The sequence below is a fragment of the Microcystis sp. M31BS1 genome (assembly GCF_020245285.1).
Taxonomy (GTDB): Bacteria; Cyanobacteriota; Cyanobacteriia; order Cyanobacteriales; family Microcystaceae; genus Microcystis; species Microcystis panniformis.
Genome location: NZ_JADBVE010000028.1, coordinates 1 through 16,423 on the forward strand (window position 1 = coordinate 1; position 16,423 = coordinate 16,423).

General features: G+C 42.2%; 23 protein-coding genes and 1 pseudogene. 16 read left to right on the plus strand and 8 right to left on the minus strand.

Going from position 1 to position 16,423, the window contains the following annotated elements:
* Window positions 1–408: 408 nt before the first annotated feature.
* Window positions 409–828 (plus strand): GAF domain-containing protein, encoded by a 420-nt coding sequence (locus tag IM509_RS01345; protein WP_052276542.1) that lies wholly within the window; start codon window positions 409–411, stop codon window positions 826–828.
* On the opposite strand, the gene IM509_RS01350 is transcribed toward IM509_RS01345, so the two are convergent.
* From IM509_RS01350 to IM509_RS01370, 4 genes are all read right to left on the minus strand, one after another.
* Window positions 808–2,001, minus strand: coding sequence for an NAD(P)/FAD-dependent oxidoreductase (locus IM509_RS01350; RefSeq protein ID WP_052276541.1), 1,194 nt, complete (start codon window positions 1,999–2,001; stop codon window positions 808–810). The two genes, IM509_RS01345 and IM509_RS01350, sit on opposite strands and share 21 nt — an antisense overlap.
* A 563-nt stretch (window positions 2,002–2,564) precedes the next feature.
* Window positions 2,565–2,855 carry a circadian clock KaiB family protein gene (locus tag IM509_RS01360; protein ID WP_002772019.1) on the minus strand — a complete coding sequence of 97 codons (291 nt, stop codon included), beginning with the start codon at window positions 2,853–2,855 and terminating at the stop codon, window positions 2,565–2,567.
* Window positions 2,852–3,718: a response regulator gene (locus tag IM509_RS01365; RefSeq protein ID WP_052276540.1), complete on the minus strand. Its 867-nt coding sequence runs from the start codon at window positions 3,716–3,718 to the stop codon at window positions 2,852–2,854. The genes IM509_RS01360 and IM509_RS01365 overlap by 4 nt, the downstream gene beginning before the upstream one ends.
* Before the next feature lie 204 nt (window positions 3,719–3,922).
* Window positions 3,923–4,222 (minus strand): (2Fe-2S) ferredoxin domain-containing protein, encoded by a 300-nt coding sequence (locus IM509_RS01370; protein WP_002786792.1) that lies wholly within the window; start codon window positions 4,220–4,222, stop codon window positions 3,923–3,925.
* A 186-nt stretch (window positions 4,223–4,408) separates the two neighbouring features.
* Here IM509_RS01370 and IM509_RS01375 point away from each other — a divergent pair, with 186 nt between their 5' ends.
* From IM509_RS01375 to IM509_RS01440, 15 genes are all read left to right on the plus strand, one after another.
* Window positions 4,409–5,110: an NnrU family protein gene (locus tag IM509_RS01375; RefSeq protein WP_128575193.1), complete on the plus strand. Its 702-nt coding sequence runs from the start codon at window positions 4,409–4,411 to the stop codon at window positions 5,108–5,110.
* 88 nt (window positions 5,111–5,198) lie between these two features.
* Window positions 5,199–5,540 carry a thioredoxin family protein gene (locus IM509_RS01380; RefSeq protein WP_052278442.1) on the plus strand — a complete coding sequence of 114 codons (342 nt, stop codon included), beginning with the start codon at window positions 5,199–5,201 and terminating at the stop codon, window positions 5,538–5,540.
* A gap of 235 nt (window positions 5,541–5,775) precedes the next feature.
* Window positions 5,776–6,432: a vWA domain-containing protein gene (locus tag IM509_RS01385; RefSeq protein ID WP_185238081.1), complete on the plus strand. Its 657-nt coding sequence runs from the start codon at window positions 5,776–5,778 to the stop codon at window positions 6,430–6,432.
* A 13-nt stretch (window positions 6,433–6,445) separates the two neighbouring features.
* Complete coding sequence (locus IM509_RS01390; protein WP_185238082.1) at window positions 6,446–7,213, plus strand: PP2C family serine/threonine-protein phosphatase; 768 nt, start codon at window positions 6,446–6,448, stop codon at window positions 7,211–7,213.
* Window positions 7,214–7,275: 62 nt separating this feature from the next.
* Window positions 7,276–7,569 (plus strand): nucleotidyltransferase family protein, encoded by a 294-nt coding sequence (locus IM509_RS01395; protein ID WP_002770523.1) that lies wholly within the window; start codon window positions 7,276–7,278, stop codon window positions 7,567–7,569.
* Window positions 7,566–7,901, plus strand: a complete 336-nt coding sequence (locus IM509_RS01400) for a HepT-like ribonuclease domain-containing protein (protein ID WP_052276537.1) — start codon at window positions 7,566–7,568, stop codon at window positions 7,899–7,901. The genes IM509_RS01395 and IM509_RS01400 overlap by 4 nt, the downstream gene beginning before the upstream one ends.
* 113 nt (window positions 7,902–8,014) lie before the next feature.
* On the plus strand, window positions 8,015–8,293 hold the full coding sequence (locus IM509_RS01405) for a BrnT family toxin (protein WP_002772034.1): 279 nt from the start codon (window positions 8,015–8,017) through the stop codon (window positions 8,291–8,293).
* Between the two features lie 4 nt (window positions 8,294–8,297).
* Window positions 8,298–8,507 (plus strand): BrnA antitoxin family protein, encoded by a 210-nt coding sequence (locus IM509_RS01410; RefSeq protein WP_081417880.1) that lies wholly within the window; start codon window positions 8,298–8,300, stop codon window positions 8,505–8,507.
* Window positions 8,508–8,693: 186 nt separating this feature from the next.
* Window positions 8,694–8,855: a hypothetical protein gene (locus IM509_RS01415; protein WP_158499339.1), complete on the plus strand. Its 162-nt coding sequence runs from the start codon at window positions 8,694–8,696 to the stop codon at window positions 8,853–8,855.
* A 100-nt stretch (window positions 8,856–8,955) separates the two neighbouring features.
* Window positions 8,956–11,589 carry an SUMF1/EgtB/PvdO family nonheme iron enzyme gene (locus tag IM509_RS01420; RefSeq protein WP_272079421.1) on the plus strand — a complete coding sequence of 878 codons (2,634 nt, stop codon included), beginning with the start codon at window positions 8,956–8,958 and terminating at the stop codon, window positions 11,587–11,589.
* A gap of 396 nt (window positions 11,590–11,985) precedes the next feature.
* On the plus strand, window positions 11,986–12,375 hold the full coding sequence (locus IM509_RS01425; RefSeq protein WP_002795690.1) for a nucleotidyltransferase family protein: 390 nt from the start codon (window positions 11,986–11,988) through the stop codon (window positions 12,373–12,375).
* Window positions 12,362–12,493, plus strand: coding sequence for a ribonuclease HepT family protein (locus IM509_RS01430; protein WP_255520617.1), 132 nt, complete (start codon window positions 12,362–12,364; stop codon window positions 12,491–12,493). Before IM509_RS01425 ends, IM509_RS01430 begins: the two co-directional genes overlap by 14 nt.
* 6 nt (window positions 12,494–12,499) lie before the next feature.
* Window positions 12,500–12,706 carry a HepT-like ribonuclease domain-containing protein gene (locus tag IM509_RS01435; RefSeq protein ID WP_272079423.1) on the plus strand — a complete coding sequence of 69 codons (207 nt, stop codon included), beginning with the start codon at window positions 12,500–12,502 and terminating at the stop codon, window positions 12,704–12,706.
* A gap of 23 nt (window positions 12,707–12,729) precedes the next feature.
* The gene (locus IM509_RS24270) at window positions 12,730–12,819 is read left to right on the plus strand and encodes an immunity protein CdiI family protein (protein ID WP_502865693.1); all 90 of its coding nucleotides are present in this window, start codon (window positions 12,730–12,732) and stop codon (window positions 12,817–12,819) included.
* Window positions 12,820–12,835: 16 nt separating this feature from the next.
* Complete coding sequence (locus IM509_RS01440; RefSeq protein WP_002795687.1) at window positions 12,836–13,084, plus strand: type II toxin-antitoxin system HicB family antitoxin; 249 nt, start codon at window positions 12,836–12,838, stop codon at window positions 13,082–13,084.
* A gap of 376 nt (window positions 13,085–13,460) precedes the next feature.
* Here the strand turns inward: IM509_RS01440 and IM509_RS01445 are convergent, their stop codons facing one another.
* The 4 genes and pseudogenes from IM509_RS01445 to IM509_RS01460 form a co-directional block, all read right to left on the minus strand.
* Window positions 13,461–13,739, minus strand: a complete 279-nt coding sequence (locus tag IM509_RS01445) for a hemolysin XhlA family protein (RefSeq protein WP_004162819.1) — start codon at window positions 13,737–13,739, stop codon at window positions 13,461–13,463.
* A gap of 224 nt (window positions 13,740–13,963) precedes the next feature.
* The gene (locus IM509_RS01450; RefSeq protein ID WP_002755861.1) at window positions 13,964–14,932 is read right to left on the minus strand and encodes a cysteine synthase A; all 969 of its coding nucleotides are present in this window, start codon (window positions 14,930–14,932) and stop codon (window positions 13,964–13,966) included.
* A gap of 24 nt (window positions 14,933–14,956) precedes the next feature.
* Window positions 14,957–15,157 (minus strand): annotated as a pseudogene (locus IM509_RS01455) (PhoH family protein); the annotation flags it as partial.
* Between the two features lie 362 nt (window positions 15,158–15,519).
* Window positions 15,520–16,323 carry a formylglycine-generating enzyme family protein gene (locus tag IM509_RS01460; RefSeq protein WP_185238085.1) on the minus strand — a complete coding sequence of 268 codons (804 nt, stop codon included), beginning with the start codon at window positions 16,321–16,323 and terminating at the stop codon, window positions 15,520–15,522.
* Window positions 16,324–16,423 lie beyond the last annotated feature (100 nt).

A 16,423-nucleotide genomic window follows, 5' to 3' on the forward strand; every position in this document is an offset into this window, starting at 1 on the left:
CCAAAATAAAGCTTATTAAAAGAATGAGTTATGGATTTACCAATTTTGAACATCTTCGACTTAAGCTGTTTGCTGGCTTTAATTCATAACAAAAATTAACACACGAAAACCAGAAGAGCCCTATGGTGAGAACCACAACGCTTGACAGGGGAATAGAGGTGAACTAGGGGGGCACTTTGTTCGGTGCTAGACTGATATTTCAGTAAGCCAGACAGGAGCCAGAAAAAGATATTTATCAGAAAAGTCATAATCAAGCTAGAGGTTTAAAGACTGATCGGGTTCCGATTATTTTTATTAATAAATATTTTACACAATTTATACCAGGTAAGCAAGAGAGCTACGCCACTACTACCGAATCATTACCTTTTTTTGATTATAACACCCCATTTCCTCAACCCCTAAACCATTATGGAAAAATTAACTAATCTCGATCGCATTGCTGAAGAAATTTTAGGTTTAATTCCAACAGAAACGGTTATCATTGCCGAATTTGACGGTGATAGTATTTATTATCGCGCGGGTGCGGGTAAAAACACTGGGGCAATTGTGGGCAAAAGGGGTGATATTGCCACGTCGGGATTGTGTACGGTGGTTTACCAGGGGAGTTGTCCGGTGGTGGTGGGACAAACTCTCGGAGATAATCGCATCCGTCAGGATATAGCGGTCGCTTTGGGGATAAAAACGGCTTTAGCTGTGCCAATTAGGGTTAATAATCGGTTATTTGGTGCAGTAATGCTGTTAAACCGTCTCGATGGTCAGGAATTGACCGATCGAGATAGTTTGTTAGTGGAGGAATATCTGAACTCGCTACTCAGAGATGAGGGATAGAAGCGGTTGGGCAATCCAGTTAAATGCTACCGCGATTTGATGGTTAAGGGTGGGCAGTCGGTAGAGATAGACTAAGCGACGGGTAAGATGGGCAAGGGGACCGGCTAATTCTAGTCCTAAACCGCTAATCGTAGCCTCATCGACTCCGAGGGTCAACATTTCGCCTAAAGGTTGATAACGGAAGGGTAAAGCCGGTTTATCGTGAAAACTCGCCCAAATATTCCAAGCGCAGTAGTCGGACTGTTGAAGGGCGACCTGAGCCGTGGCAGCATAGGGTTTATCCTCTTGATCGCGACTATCGGCCGCATCGCCGATCGCGTAGATGCTGGGGTTTTCGACAGTTTGTAAATATTGATTAACTTTTAGTAATTTGCGCTCATTATGTGCTAGGGGCAAATTAGCGAGCAGTGGAGAGGCGATCGGACTAACGGTCCAGAGAATTAGATCAACGGGGATATTGTCGATCTGTCCTTTGTAGTCAAGGGAGAGGCGATCAGCTTGGATGTCGGCGACGGTGGTTTCTAGGTCTAACCAAACTAGACGTTTTTCTAGGGCTTTTTTGGCGGTGTCGCGGTTAAATTGGGTTGAAGGGCCAAGTATATCGCTATTTCTTTCGATCAGACGAATTCTTCCCCTTTCTCCGAGGCGATCGGCCAGCTTACAGGCTAATTCTACGCCGCTATAACCGCCCCCGATAATGGCGACCCGAATTTTATCGCGATCGGATTGTTCTAGGGTTTTGAGTCGATCCTGAAGACGATAGGCATCCTCTAGACTACGAAAGGGGATAGCGTGGGTTTTGGCCCCGGGTAGGAATTCAAGGGAAGATTGACCACCGAGGGCGATCACGAGGCGGTCATAGCATATATCGTTTTGATTGTCAAGGGTTATTTTATGATTATTAACATTGATCGCCGTGACGGTTCCCTGTTGGAAGTTAACGGGGGTATTGGCGAGCAATTCGCTGAAAGGGGGAGCAATTTCCCAAGATTGTAGTTCTGAGGTGACTAATTCGTAGAGAAGGGGAGAAAATAAAAAGCGATCGCTTTTATCAATTAAGGTAATTTGGGGGGGGTGTTGATCGGTCCAAGGCAATTGACTCAAACGTAGAGCAGTATAGAGTCCACCAAAACCACCACCGAGAATACAAATTTTTGGGATTGAGTCAGTCATATCGATCGCTGAGGGTTTTGTTTCTTATTTTGACACTCCCTGCCATAAAATGGACGGGGAACCTTAAACCCAAATTTTTGGTAAAGCGAGGAAAGAAAAATGTTTTTATTTATCTACCCAACCAAATCGTCAGCAAAGCCATAATTGTAGCCAGAAAAAGGATATGATTCATCCAATCGTCGAAAGACCAATTTTTAAACATAATCACTATTAGCGTAGAAAACTTTTAAACCTACATCCAATCCTACACATTTTTTATTCGGTTCTAGCGGTTTTGCCTATTCCCGAATATTAACGCTTAGACAGAATTGGACATAATAAACATTTGAACGATTATTTTTCTGAAACTTAGGATAATCATTGTTTATCGACCTCAAACAACTATTTATAGGCTAACTTATACAGCAGAGATTGTCAAGATTTAAGTCGTGCTTCGCTGTTTTATATTGGTTGGAGTTTCATCTCGTTAAAAGCGAGGGTCTTCACCCCGACATTTGAGATAAAATTAAGATTAGAGCTTAGGAGCGAGGAAAAACCTAACCAGAAGAATTCTTAGGTGAATCCTAATTGAGATGGGAGTCTTTGGGAATAACATCCAAACCGAGGAGAACCTTTTGAGTATTGGACATATCGCCGATAATTCTTTGTAGGGGTGGGGGAAGTTGTTTGACTAAAGTAGGAGTTACGAGAATTTTATCCTGTTCCGCTAATTGCGGCTGTTCGAGAACATCAATTATTTCTACCGTATAAAGACCGGATAACTCCTCGCGACAGATACGAAAAATATTGGCGATCGCCCTCTGGGATTTACTTGAATCGCCCATAATGTAGAGTTTGAGAAGATATTGACTCATGATTGCGTGTTATTGAACAGTTTAATGTTGCTGAGACCGATATAGTATTTACGATAGAAAGAGACGAGATAACCCATCAATTCCAAGACCATGAGACGACCTTCGCTAACGTAGGCCTGCGCTTTGGCCAGGGTGACATCCTGATTTTTTTGGCGTAGGGTGGTGGTATGAATATCCACCACATCGCGAGGACTAGCTTTTAAGAATCCTAGCTTATCGGCCAAGCTTCGCAGTCGTTCCGATAGATTATGTTCGACTTTGTATGCTTGTTCTTCTAAAGCTAAATCTAATAACTCTCCGTAATTTTCGACTAATTCTTGAAAAATATCGGGGATACTCTGCCTGATTGCCTCAGAACCGAACATTTTCGCCGTGATGCTAGTTTGTCCTCCCTTGATTAACTGTTCCAGTTCGCGAAATTCATCTTCCTGTTGTTGATGTTTAAGATTGAGGATATATTGCTGACGCTCGATCGCCACACGAATTTGATAGACTAAAAGACTACTATCGATATTATTTAACTGAATATAACCGTCAGCACCTAGTTGAAAGGCTTTAACGACTAATTTCTCATCATTGCTAGTAGTTTGAACCACTATCGGTATATCAGAGGCTAATTCTCTGGTTTTGACTAGAATATTTAAACCGGGGGGGACAGAGATTTCCAAGCTTAAGAGGATGATATCAAATTTCTCCCCTGCCAGTTTTTCGGCAGTTTCCTCTAGATCCTGAGCTTGGGTGAGGGTAAAAGTCAACCCCCCGGCCAAGGAACATTGGGGGGCCTTTAACAGCAATCTCTGGATTAATTTAACAGTTGTCGGCTCATCCTCTATCAATAAAATCCTACAGAGATCCCTAGTCATTGTGAATTGATCGCTAAAATTATCTTTTTTTTCCCTACTTTCATAGTACGCCCATCTTTGGGAAACGCAAGGACAAAATCACCATCTAGCACCCGCTATCTCGAAGTCTTATATAGACTAAGCTGAAATCACAGGCACTCAAAGCGGTTAACCTACGAGCAAAAAGACTATTGTGAAGCATCACTTAAAAATTGACGATCAAGTTTACTGCCATTGAGCGTGAATGCGTGGATGGAGTAAACGCTCGACTGGTTGACCGTTTTTTAAATGTTCCTCGACAATCTGATTGACATCCTCTGGTTTAACACGACAGTACCAAGTTTCTTCAGGAATAATCCTCACCGTGGGGCTAGTGCTACACTGTCCTTGACAACCACTGGTCATAACGATGACATCTTCTGGGAGAGCTGCCGTTTGCCAAGCTAAAAGAAGCTCGGACGCACCCTGTACCAAACAGGAAGAATGCTGACAGACCATCACAAATCGCTTTTGGGGATAAGACATATTACCTAAAAAGTTGCAAAATTAGATAGTTCCCTGGGTATATTCTTGGGAGAGGCTTTGGGGAAGCATAGTTTTATTTTGCCCCGAATCCCCGATACTGGCAACACAAAAAAAAGGGGCTGAAAATTAACCATCAATCTTTAAAATAGAGTTCAGAGAAAAATTTAGTCAATCAAGAGAGTAAAAGTGGCATTCGCTAGTCATTGGGTCATGTTAGGTTTATTACTGGGTTTTGCCGTCGCCCATAGCGGATTAGCCAGTTTACGAATGCGGGGAGAAGCTATCATCGGTGCGCGACTGTATCGGGTATTATTTGCCCTTGTGAGTATCCCTCTAGCCGTGATTTTAGTAGTTTATTTCTTCAATCATCGTTATGATGGTTTGCTTCTCTGGCAAGTACAGGGAGTAACCGGAGTTAAAACCCTAGTTTGGGTACTTTCGGCCATTTCTTTTTTCTTTCTCTATCCTGCCACCTTTAACCTGCTGGAGATCGCCGCTATCCAAAAACCCCAGGTTCATCTCTACGAAACCGGCATCCTGCGCGTTACCCGTCATCCCCAGATGGTAGGACAGGTGATCTGGTGTATTGCTCACACCCTCTGGTTAGGGACAAGCTTTACCCTATTAACTTCCCTGGGTTTAATTGCTCATCATCTTTTTGCCGTTTGGCATGGCGATCGCCGCTTAGAAGACCGTTACGGAGAGGCATTTTTAAAGATCAAAGAACGCACCTCGGTGGTCCCCTTTTTAGCGATTATCGATGGTCGGCAAAGCCTAAAATGGCAAGAATTCCTTCGTCCTGCCTATCTAGGAGTAACAGGGTTTATTCTACTCCTCTGGTGGGGGCATCCTTGGCTAATGCAAGCAACAAGTAAAATTTATTGGTGATTTTGCTCCCAACCCCTTTCTTATTGATCCCGACTGGTGTAAGATGGTTTCTATATCAAAATTAAGTTTTCATAAAATCGGTTTAGACATGATGCTATCTGTCAACGAAAAGAGCTTCCCTAAGCTAGTTTTAGAGTCTTCTCGTCCGGTCCTCGTGTATTTTTGGGCTCCTTGGTGTGGTTTGTGTCGTTTAATCCAACCCACCCTCTTTTCTTGGCAAAATGACTGTCAAGATGCGATTCAATTAGTCGGTGTCAATGCCGATGATAATTTTAAATTGGCTAATAGTTTTCGTCTGCGTAGTCTGCCTACTTTAATTCTCTTCGATCAAGGTGTTCCGGTTCACCGTCTGGAGGAAATTCACAGTCGCGAGGAATTACAACAAACCCTGCGACTAATAGTCAAAAATCAAATCCTGCGTTCAGCTTAAGTAGCTGGTTATAATTAAATTGAAGATATATTTTGGGTTCGATCCCCCCTGCCCCCCTTAATCCCCCCTTAATAAGGGGGGTGTCTGACAACTTTTAACACCTGCCTGCTTAAGGGAAAGCTATCTTTTCTGATGGGACTGGCAGAGATAATATAATAGGACAAAAAGTAGATAATCCCAATTGCTAAAACTCCCATAGTTCCCCCAGTTCAAAAAATTAGGAGGCTTGCAAAAAATGCCGATTGGTGTGGCTGAATTTGTCGAAAACCAGGAAAATCGCTGTCCTGTGGTACTACTACTAGATACCTCTGGTTCAATGCAGGGAGAACCGATTAAGGCTCTCAATGATGGCATCAAAACCTTTCAGGAGGACGTGATGCGGGATATGCAAGCGACGTTGAGCGTAGAAACCGCCATTGTTACCTTTGGTAAGGGAGGGGTTAAAACCGTGCAAGATTTTGTCGGGATTGACCAATTTACGCCACCTACTTTAAGCGCAGGAGACTTAACCCCCATGGGACAAGCGATTGAATTGGCCTTAGATTTAATCGAAGATCGTAAAGCGATTTATAGAAATCATGGTATCCAATATTATCGCCCCTGGATATTTTTAATTACTGATGGTGCGCCTACGGATCAATGGAATCTGGCGGCGCAACGGGTAAAACAAGCCGAAGCAGAAAATCGGGTTTTATTTTTTTCTGTAGGTGTTCAGGGTGCTGATATGGAGAAGCTCAAACAGATTTCTAATAATCCCCCCGTGTTACTCAATGGGTTAGATTTTCGGGATTTATTTCAGTGGTTAAGTAACTCAATGAAACGAGTTTCTGGTGGTAAAATTGGAGAAGCGATCGATTTACCACCAGTGAATTGGGGACAAATTACCACCTAGAGGACAGTTAATTATGTGGAGAACATTATGTCAGTCAGTGGTCGGTAGTTTTCACGTCCAAACGGGATTACCCTGTCAAGATTACGGTGCTTATAAATTATTGGGTCAGGATGTTTTGATTGGAGCCGTGGCCGATGGGGCCGGTAGTGCCAAATATTCGGATTTAGGGGCGAAAATAACAGTTAAAGCATCACTGCAATTTTTAGAGGAAAATCTCAAAAAAACAGCATTAGCTGCCACTGGAACTGAAGCGGAATTAAAGAAAATATTCCGGCGACTGTTGGCTTATGTTCAGCAAATTCTCCAAGAAGAAGCCGAAAAAGAACAGTTAGACATTAATGATCTGGCGACAACTTTACTGGTTGTTTTGGTTACTTCAAAACGATTGGCGGCGATGCAGATAGGAGACGGTTTTATTGTGTTCAAACCTCTGGGAGGAAATTATCAGTTATTGTTTCAGCCTGACAAGGGGGAATACATCAATGAAACCACTTTTGTTATTTCTAGTAATGCTTTGGAGGAGATGCAAATAAAAATTTTAACTGAGCCAGTTGCCTTTATTTGTGTGGCGACGGATGGAGTGGAAAAGGTATCGATCGATTATAAAAATTGGCAGCCTTTTCCGCCTTTTTTTCAGCCATTAGAGGAATATTTACAACAGACAGAAACGCCATTGCAAGAAGACCTCAAAGAATTTTTAGAGCGGGAGGATTTAAATAAGTTAACAACCGATGATAAAACCTTACTCCTAGCTTTTTGTTCAGAAACCGGGTTTGTTTGACAAACCCGGTTTCTGGCTCTGGTTCAACCCAACCTACGATAAGACTATGGACTAAGTAAATCATGAAAATTGACGAATTACTCAAAAACAAACGAGAAAAAATTATTGCTATTGCGGCTAAACACGGCGCAAATAACGTGCGAATCTTTGGTTCTGTCGCACGGGGAGAAGCTGACGAAAAAAGCGATATTGATTTATTAATTGATTATTGTAGCGAACGTCGGAGTCCCTGGTTTCCTTTGCCGTTAATTCGAGAACTCGAAGCTTTGTTAGGCTGCAAAGTTGATATTGTTACCGAACAGGGACTTAAAGATAGAATCAGAGAGCGGGTACTTAAAGAAGCAATACCACTATGAGAGATGATAGCGAACGCTTGCGGGATATTTTAGAAGCAATTGAGCGTTTAGAAAAGTATGCTCGACAGGGAAAAACCCTGTTTGAACAACAAGAATTAATTCAAACTTGGATTGTCTATCATTTACAAATTATTGGTGAAGCAGCTAGAGCAACTTCTCAAGAATTTAAAGCAAGATATCCCGAAGTTCCTTGGCGAGATGCCAGCGATCTAAGAAACTTAACTATTCATGAATATTTTCGTATCAATCTAGAGATTATTTGGGATATTGTTAAAAATGACATTCCTCCTCTAAAAGGACAAATCGAAGCTATTTTACAGGAATTGATTTGACGAAACCCAACTCAATTATTAAAAAATGTTGGGTTTCACTATCGTTCAACCCAACCTACGATGGGACTAAGGCACTACCTTGGAAGCTAATATTAACGAATCTACCTCAAACAATGAAGTACGAATGGGATCAAGACAAGAGCGACGCTAACTTAGAGAAGCACGGACTGAGTTTTGAGGATGCACCGCTAGTTTTTGGTGGTAAATGTGTTACCTTCGAGGATAGCCGTTTCGTTTATGGTGAGATAAGATATATTACGCTTGGCAAATTGAAAGGTCGAGTTGTCTTAATCGTCCATACCCCTCGCTCTAATAAAACTCGTATAATCTCAATGAGAAAGGCAAACAATCGTGAGCAAAAAATCTATCAAAAGCGACTTGAAGAGAATTGATGCGATGACGGATGAGAATATCGATTATTCTGATATTCCGCCATTAGGTGATGAATTCTTTACCCAAGAAACAGTATCTTTTTCGACATCAAAGCAGCAATTAACCATCCAACTAGATCAAGATATATTAGAATGGTTAAAAGCTCAAGGGAAAGGATATGAGACACAAATTAACTACATCTTGCGGGAAGTGATGGAACAGCAGCAGCAGTAAAAAACAATGAACCTGATTTGATTACATCTACCCCAAACAATCGTGAGCAAAAAATCTATCAAAAGTAATCTGTAGGTTGGGTTGAGGAACGAAACCCAACTTAATTATTAAAAAATGTTGGGTTTCACTATCGTTCAACCCAACCTACGATGGGACTGAACAGCATAAATACTCGGAGATTTTTTGATGTCTTTAACTTATCGCTGTCAACTACAAAATCGTCTGATTACCCTGACGCAAGAATTGGCCAACAGTGGCGAAGCGAAAGTATGGCACACTAACTTTAATGGGTACTTAGCGAAAATCTACCACAATCCCCATAATGAAAGTATCTGTAGGTTGGGTTGAGGAACGAAACCCAACTCAATTATTAAAAAATGTTGGGTTTCACTATTGTTCAACCCAACTACGATGGGACTGAACAGCATAAATACTCGGAGATTTTTTGATGTCTTTAACTTATCGCTGTCAACTACAGAATCGCTTGATTACCCTGACGCAAGAAATGGCCGACAGTGGCGAAGCGAAAGTATGGCACACTAACTTTAATGGGTACTTAGCGAAAATCTACCACAATCCCCATAATGAAAGGGTTGATAAATTACAGTTAATGGTGAGAAATCGGCCTGGGGATCCTAATGCTCATCTTAACCATATTTCCTTCGCTTGGCCCTATTCTATCTTAGAAGATAACCAGGGAAAAGTCGCTGGTTTTTTAATGCCAGAAGTGGTGGGTTCAGAAACATTATTAAAGCTTTGTACCCCCAAATTGAGAAAACAATACAAGTTAGAAACTAATTGGTATTTTCTTCATGTAGTAGCGCGGAATATAGCCGCTATTATCCAAGCAATTCACCTTAAAGGTTATGTTTTGGGAGACATCAAGCTAGAAAATATCTTAGTAAATAATCGGGCGTTACCTACAATTATTGACACAGATTCATTTCAAGTATCAGATCCCTATAGCGGTAAAATATATCGGTGTTTAGTTGGTTCAGAAGGATTTACACCGGCGGAATTAATCGGAGTGAATATAGCAGATGTAGATCAAACAGAAGTTCATGATCGCTTTCGATTAGGAGTTGTTATTTATTATCTACTATTTAGCGGGCCGCCGTTTCGGGGATTGTGGCAAGGAGGAGGGGATTCCCTGGAACAGTCGGAACTAATTCGACGGGGACTATGGCCTTTTTCTGGGGATAAATTGCTTGTACCTAGTAATACTACCATACCATTAAATATTTTACATCCCGACTTACACGCCTTATTTTTGCGCTGTTTCAATGAGGGACATAAATTCCCCGACAGACGACCGACGGCTAAGGAATGGCGTGGTACTTTGGAAGCTGCATTAAATGAGGTTATACGCTGTGGCAAAGTTGATAATCATTACTACAACCGCAGTTACGGAAAGTGTTATTGGTGTGAGCGATTTAGTAATTTAAATCTTGATATTTTTCCGGGGAACAGTATCGCTACTGTGACATCTACACCGTTACCTAAAGTAGCGCCAACTCCACTGACAAACTTTACCGAAAACCTACCCAAGGGAATAACACTGGAGATGGTGAGCTTACCAGCAGGTCAATTTCTCATGGGATCTCCTGACAGCGATCCCGATGCTAGGGATTTTGAAAAGCCTCAACACCAAGTTAAAGTCAACAGTTTTGCGATTGGGAAATATCCAGTGACTCAGGCACAATATCAAGCGGTAATGGGAAAAAATCCCTCTTGGTTTAAAAATTGGTTTAAAAATAATCCCCAAAATCCAGTAGAAAATGTTAGCTGGAACGATGCTCAAGCCTTTTGTCGGAAATTGAGTCAAATAACCGGGAAAACCTATCGCCTACCGACGGAAGCGGAATGGGAATATGCTTGTCGTGCGGGGACTACTACTCGCTATTATTTCGGTGATGATGCTAATCAGCTAGGAGATTATGCTTGGTATATAGAAAATTCTCAGGCTAAAACTCATCCTGTGGGCCAGAAAAAGCCCAATGCTTGGGGACTCTATGACATGAGTGGCAATGTTTGGGAGTGGTGCGAAGACGATTGGCACAATAACTATATCGGAGCGCCAAAGGATGGCAGTGCTTGGCTGACAAATGATAATGATTATCAAATATTGCGGGGCGGTTCTTGGTGCAACCTTCCTTATCTCTACCGTTCCGCTTACCGCTACAACTTCTACCGCCGCGTCTTCGACTACTACTACTTCACCGGTTTTCGGGTGGTGTGCGTCCCCACTGTGACATCTACACAGTTACCTATCGCTACTGTAACACCTACACCGTCACCTAAAGTATCGCCATCACCGCCCTCTTCGCCACCACCTCCCCCGGCAAAGCTAACTCTATTTACCGAAAACCTACCCAAGGGAATAACACTGGAGATGGTGAGCTTACCAGCAGGTCAATTTCTCATGGGATCTCCTGACAGCGATCCCGATGCTTACCAGAACGAAAAGCCTCCACACCAAGTTCAAGTAAACAGTTTTGCGATTGGGAAATATCCAGTGACTCAGGCACAATATCAAGCGGTAATGGGAACCAATCCCTCTCGGTTTAAAAATTGGTTTAAAAATAATCCCCAAAATCCAGTAGAAAATGTTAACTGGAACGATGCTCAAGCCTTTTGTCAAAAATTGAGTCAAATAACAGGAAAAACCTATCGCCTCCCCACAGAAGCGGAATGGGAATATGCTTGTCGTGCGGGGACAACTACTCGCTATTATTTCGGTGATGATGCTAGTCAGTTAGGAGATTACGCTTGGTATAAAGGAAATTCTCAGGATAAAACTCATCCTGTGGGTCAGAAAAAGCCCAATGCTTGGGGACTCCATGACATGAGTGGCAATGTTTGGGAGTGGTGCGAAGACGATTGGCACGATAACTATATCGGAGCGCCAAAGGATGGCAGTGCTTGGCTGACAAATGATAATGATTATCAAATAGTGCGGGGCGGTTCTTGGTACCTCAATCCAAATTCCTGCCGTTCTGCTTACCGCGTCAACTTCAACCGCCGCGACGACGGCAACAGCCTCGGTTTTCGGGTGGTGTGCGGTGCTGGGAGGACTCTGTAACCCTTATTCTCTTTTTTCCCTTTTTACCCTTTTTACCCTTTTTACCCTTTTTTACTTTTTTCTCTTTTTCCCGCCTAAGGGCGGCTCGATTTTTTTGAAAAAATTGAGGTAGTGTTAAATTTTGTTAAGGACAATGAAAAATGAAACAGTTATCGGTTGTTAAAAAGCCGTGGGTTGGGTTGAGGAACGAAACCCAACCCAATGATTTAAAAATGTTGGGTTTCACTATCGTTTGGCCTAACCTACGATCAGACTACGGACGAAAAAGTGAGCGCCGATCTCCTAGGGTGTGTTAATGTTGGTGTAGCCTACCAGCCGACTTTACATGGCGGGTTACTGTAACCTTAAGGATCTCAAGTGTTTTGTCAAGGATAATTTGGGGGATTTTGCTCACCAATGAAACAAGCTATTACAGCGAAGGTTGTTAAAATAACCACCAACAAGGCCGAAAAAATCTTGTTAAATTCTGGTTTTAAGAAAAAACAAGCTCAAGTTATCTTAAGCAAAATTACTAATTTTTGTCAACATTGGAAAATTCTTGAAATGTCTTTATTTGGTTCAGTATTAAGGGAAGACTTTCGAGTTGATAGTGATATTGATGTTCTTTATAAGTTTGCTCCCAATCATGGCTGGGATTTGTTTGATATTGTTCAGATGAAAGAAGAATTAGAGGAGATATTCGGACGCAAAGTTGACTTGGTTAATCAAGAGGGACTGAAAAACCCCTATCGTCGTTACGAAATTTTAAAAACTCATCAGCTAATTTATCGTCATGAACAGTCGTGAGGCTGGATATCTTTGGGATATGGTCGAAGCTATTACTAATATCCAAGAATTTATTCAAGATGTTTCTTTGGAAGAATATTCCAAGAGTCTTTTGTTACAAAGTGCTGTGGAAAGATAATTAGAAATTTTAGGAGAAGCAGCCCGTAGAATTCCTGAGACTTTTCAACAAAAACACACCAAAATTGATTGGAGGGGAATTATTGGCCTCAGAAATATTATTAGCCATCAGTACGATCAGGTTCAACCAGAAATTGTCTGGAATATTATTACAGTAAGACTTTCTCCTTTGCTAGAACAATTGCAGTCTCTATTGCCACCATTGCCCCAATGATAATAATTTAAAAAATTAAGTTAATGGCAGATTATGACTGCTATCCTCTCTGGGTAATCGATCAAATAGGTGAGATAGATTTCTCGGAATTACCCTTTAGCAGTGAACAGTAAACAATTATCGCTTAGAATGAATTGTAAAGGTTACGAAGCAGTAGTTTTTTTTGATGACGAGGCGGGTATCTTTCACGGTGAGGTGGCCAACGTCCGAGATGTTATCACTTTTCAGGGAGAGAGTGTAGCGGAATTGCAGCAAGCTTTTGCTGATTCAGTGGAAGATTACTTAGCTTTTTGTGCCGAGCGTGGGGAAAAGCCAGAAAAACCTTTTTCTGATAGTTTTCTGTCACAGCCACACCCGAAATTACACCAACAAATTTAGCAATAAGTAGGCTGGTTTGAGGAACGAAACCCAACCCAATTATTTAAAAGTGTTGGGTTTCACTATCGTTCAACCCAACCTAAGCTCTTTATTCTCTGAGATAAAATAAAGGTTGAATGATGCAATTCATCTGCCTAAAAACGTGCCATCACCTAAACTGCCTGATTCTGCTCAATCAGCCGTAGGTTAGGTTGTAGGTTGGGCGTGGTGGCGTGGTGCGTGGTAGATGGGAAATTGATGGGTAGGGGCGAAGCATTCGGATAAAAAATCTAGGATTTCAGCGATAGGTTATGCCCAAATGCTTCGCCCTTACAGTGATTTTCTGCAATTTGAGGAATAACTGTTGCAGAAGGCGTTTCCAAATTCATTGTCTTAATTATGATTGAGGAAAAGGGAGAATAATATAGCGAATAACTGTTCCTATTAAAGCTGTTCCCAAGATGCCGATTAACGTCCAAATCTGGGCTTTCTGAGAGCCTTTTAATTCTTTTGTATCTTCTTTTACTCCTTCAATATCTTTTTCTAAACTATCGACTTTTTCCTCTAATCTCGCCTGTACTATTTTAATATCCATAACATCTTTTTGCAGATTATCTAACTTCTGATTAATTGAACCTAAAATTTCTTTGAGGTCTTGTTCAATAGTAACTGACATCTGATGATTCTCCTAATAATGATAGTTATCAGTATTATTGTCTATCTTGTCTCAAGTGCTTGCCAAACATTGCGCCTCATTTTCCCCTGCTGCCTTCTCTAATTGTTGCCCTACCGCTACCATGATCTCCACTAATTTATGAGCCGATAATTTCTGATTTTCCTGTAAAATTCCGGGTTCATCACCTTAATCTAGCTGACAGATGACTTAACCCTAACAAGAATTTAAGCCAATCCTTTCTCAGCCAACCATTGAGGATTATATAAACGAGATTGATAACGGGACCCACCATCACAAAGAACAGTAACTATGGTGTGGCCCGGTCCCATTTGTTTAGCCAAAGCCACGGCAGCACCGACATTAATACCCACAGAACCCCCCATAAATAAACCATCTTTTTGTAATAGTTGATAAACAACTTTGATGGCAGTGGGATCATCAATTTGAATGGCATCATCTATGGGTGCGCCTTCCATATTAGCCGTAATACGACTATTACCAATCCCTTCAGTAATTGAACTACCTTCCAGGGTAATTGTCCCGGTTTTCACATAACTATATAAACCGCTACCCATCGGATCCGCCACCACACAACGCACCTGGGGATTTTGGTCTTTTAAAAACATCGCCACCCCCGCGTAGGTTCCCCCGGTTCCCGTGGCAGCCACCCAAGCATCAATTTTACCGTCGGTTTGTTCCCAGATTTCCCGGCCAGTGGTTTCGTAGTGAGCGCGACGATTAGCCAGATTATCGAATTGATTGGCCCAGATAGCATTTTCCATCTCACTGGCCAATCTCCCCGATAATTTAACGTAATTATTGGCATCTCGGTAGGGAACGGCGGGAACAGTACGCACTTCTGCGCCAAGGGTTCTTAAGAGGTCGATTTTCTCTTGGGATTGGGTATCGGGAATGATAATCAGGCATTTATAACCTTTAGCATTGCAGATATGGGCCAAACCGATGCCAGTATTGCCGGCGGTTCCTTCGACAACGGTTCCCCCCGGTTGGAGAGTCCCAGCTTTTTCCGCTTCTTGAATAATATATAAAGCGGCGCGATCCTTGACCGAACCACCGGGGTTAAGAAATTCGGCCTTACCGAGAATCTCGCAGCCAGTTTCCTCGCTAAAACTATTGAGACGAATTAGGGGAGTATTACCCACCGCATCGACGAAACCATTTTTAATATCCATAATCTGTTATTTTTCGTGCTGTTCCTAGGCTGAGACGATTTTTTGTACTAAGGGATGACGTACCACATCGGCCCGCGATAGGTAAGAAAAAGCGATCCCTTCTACTGATTTTAGGATTTTTTGAGCGGCAATTAACCCCGATTCCTGTGGTTGCGGTAAATCGGTTTGGGTGACATCTCCGGTTACTACCATGCGTGAACCGAATCCCAAGGGAGTTAAGACCATCAATGCGATCGCACTTTCTCCACTGGGGAATTGAATCGTTGGCCAAATTCTACCACTTTAGCTGATACAGTCCTGCTGGCGAGCGAGTGGAAGGAACCACAGAGACACAGAGGACACAAAGATCGATCAGTCCTATGTAAGTTAAGCTGATCACACAAAGAATAGGAGAGCCATGAGCAGCTGTTGATGTAAACTAAGACGCATTTAAACCGCTTATTCTTAGATTAGTTGAACTTCCCCCAATCCCTTTACTGTTGCCTCTTGTCTCGTCTCAACAAGCAATTTATCCTAAATCCGTTGAGTAACCCACAGAAAAAGGGTTTCTCCGAGAAACCCTTTTTCTACTCATGCAAGAAAAAGGGTTACAAAGTCCTCCCAGCACCGCACACCACCCGAAAACCGTAGCATTTTTCGAGGAAGCGGTCGCGGCTGATGAGGCTGCTGCGGTAAGCAGAACGGCAGAGATAAGGATGGCTGTACCAAGAACCGCTCCGCAGAGCTTTATCTGCCTGATTTTGCTGTTTTTTGCTCTTTTTTATCTCCTCATAGTTTTCGCGCCAATCATCTTGACACCACTCCCAGACATTTCCGTGCATATCATATAAACCAAAGTCGTTGGCGTAGAATTGCCCAACAGGGGTGGTTTTTCCGAGATTGTCATTATAGTTGGCTAAATCTGGGGTAAGAATTTCCCCAAAGTGATAGGGGGGGTAGGTTTCTCCTTTGTGGAGATTTAAGGGTTTGGTTTGCGCTCGACAAGCGTACTCCCACTCAGCTTCCGTTGGTAGCCTATATTTTCTTTTACTTAATTTAGATAGCCTTTGGCAAAATTCGACGGCATCTAACCAAGATACCCTTTCAACGGGGTTTGTGCTGCCTTTAAACTCCGATGGCTCTGGGTTTAAATCTTGCTCTACTTTTAAATCTTCTCTTTGGGCAATATATAACCATTGAGCTTGGGTAATGGGGTAGATACCCATCAAGAAGTTTTTCAGGGTGACGTTGTGTTGCGGCTTTTCACTTGTATTACCACTTTCTTGTTCTGAAGAACCCATTGTAAAGGTTCCCGATGGTATTTTGACTAATTCTATTTCTAGGTCATCGGTGAGTTTTTCTCTATAGATTAAAAGACGTTTTTGGGTCTTTTGGATGATTATTGTAGGCATAAGTAGGGTTGGCTGAATAAATATGAAATATAGACGAGGTAAGGGTTTTAGTGTTCTGTATCGGCCCGCGTCCCGTAGGGGCGAAGCATTCGGGCATAAC

What these genes read in the sequence shown, in the direction of transcription:
- IM509_RS01345 (WP_052276542.1), top strand. Translation starts at nt 409, where the DNA reads ATGGAAAAATTAACTAATCTCGATCGCATTGCTGAAGAAATTTTAGGT.
- IM509_RS01350 (WP_052276541.1), bottom strand. Translation starts at nt 2,001, where the DNA reads ATGACTGACTCAATCCCAAAAATTTGTATTCTCGGTGGTGGTTTTGGT.
- IM509_RS01360 (WP_002772019.1), bottom strand. Translation starts at nt 2,855, where the DNA reads ATGAGTCAATATCTTCTCAAACTCTACATTATGGGCGATTCAAGTAAA.
- IM509_RS01365 (WP_052276540.1), bottom strand. Translation starts at nt 3,718, where the DNA reads ATGACTAGGGATCTCTGTAGGATTTTATTGATAGAGGATGAGCCGACA.
- IM509_RS01370 (WP_002786792.1), bottom strand. Translation starts at nt 4,222, where the DNA reads ATGTCTTATCCCCAAAAGCGATTTGTGATGGTCTGTCAGCATTCTTCC.
- IM509_RS01380 (WP_052278442.1), top strand. Translation starts at nt 5,199, where the DNA reads ATGATGCTATCTGTCAACGAAAAGAGCTTCCCTAAGCTAGTTTTAGAG.
- IM509_RS01385 (WP_185238081.1), top strand. Translation starts at nt 5,776, where the DNA reads ATGCCGATTGGTGTGGCTGAATTTGTCGAAAACCAGGAAAATCGCTGT.
- IM509_RS01390 (WP_185238082.1), top strand. Translation starts at nt 6,446, where the DNA reads ATGTGGAGAACATTATGTCAGTCAGTGGTCGGTAGTTTTCACGTCCAA.
- IM509_RS01395 (WP_002770523.1), top strand. Translation starts at nt 7,276, where the DNA reads ATGAAAATTGACGAATTACTCAAAAACAAACGAGAAAAAATTATTGCT.
- IM509_RS01400 (WP_052276537.1), top strand. Translation starts at nt 7,566, where the DNA reads ATGAGAGATGATAGCGAACGCTTGCGGGATATTTTAGAAGCAATTGAG.
- IM509_RS01405 (WP_002772034.1), top strand. Translation starts at nt 8,015, where the DNA reads ATGAAGTACGAATGGGATCAAGACAAGAGCGACGCTAACTTAGAGAAG.
- IM509_RS01410 (WP_081417880.1), top strand. Translation starts at nt 8,298, where the DNA reads ATGACGGATGAGAATATCGATTATTCTGATATTCCGCCATTAGGTGAT.
- IM509_RS01415 (WP_158499339.1), top strand. Translation starts at nt 8,694, where the DNA reads ATGTCTTTAACTTATCGCTGTCAACTACAAAATCGTCTGATTACCCTG.
- IM509_RS01420 (WP_272079421.1), top strand. Translation starts at nt 8,956, where the DNA reads ATGTCTTTAACTTATCGCTGTCAACTACAGAATCGCTTGATTACCCTG.
- IM509_RS01425 (WP_002795690.1), top strand. Translation starts at nt 11,986, where the DNA reads ATGAAACAAGCTATTACAGCGAAGGTTGTTAAAATAACCACCAACAAG.
- IM509_RS01430 (WP_255520617.1), top strand. Translation starts at nt 12,362, where the DNA reads ATGAACAGTCGTGAGGCTGGATATCTTTGGGATATGGTCGAAGCTATT.
- IM509_RS24270 (WP_502865693.1), top strand. Translation starts at nt 12,730, where the DNA reads ATGGCAGATTATGACTGCTATCCTCTCTGGGTAATCGATCAAATAGGT.
- IM509_RS01440 (WP_002795687.1), top strand. Translation starts at nt 12,836, where the DNA reads ATGAATTGTAAAGGTTACGAAGCAGTAGTTTTTTTTGATGACGAGGCG.
- IM509_RS01445 (WP_004162819.1), bottom strand. Translation starts at nt 13,739, where the DNA reads ATGTCAGTTACTATTGAACAAGACCTCAAAGAAATTTTAGGTTCAATT.
- IM509_RS01450 (WP_002755861.1), bottom strand. Translation starts at nt 14,932, where the DNA reads ATGGATATTAAAAATGGTTTCGTCGATGCGGTGGGTAATACTCCCCTA.
- IM509_RS01460 (WP_185238085.1), bottom strand. Translation starts at nt 16,323, where the DNA reads ATGCCTACAATAATCATCCAAAAGACCCAAAAACGTCTTTTAATCTAT.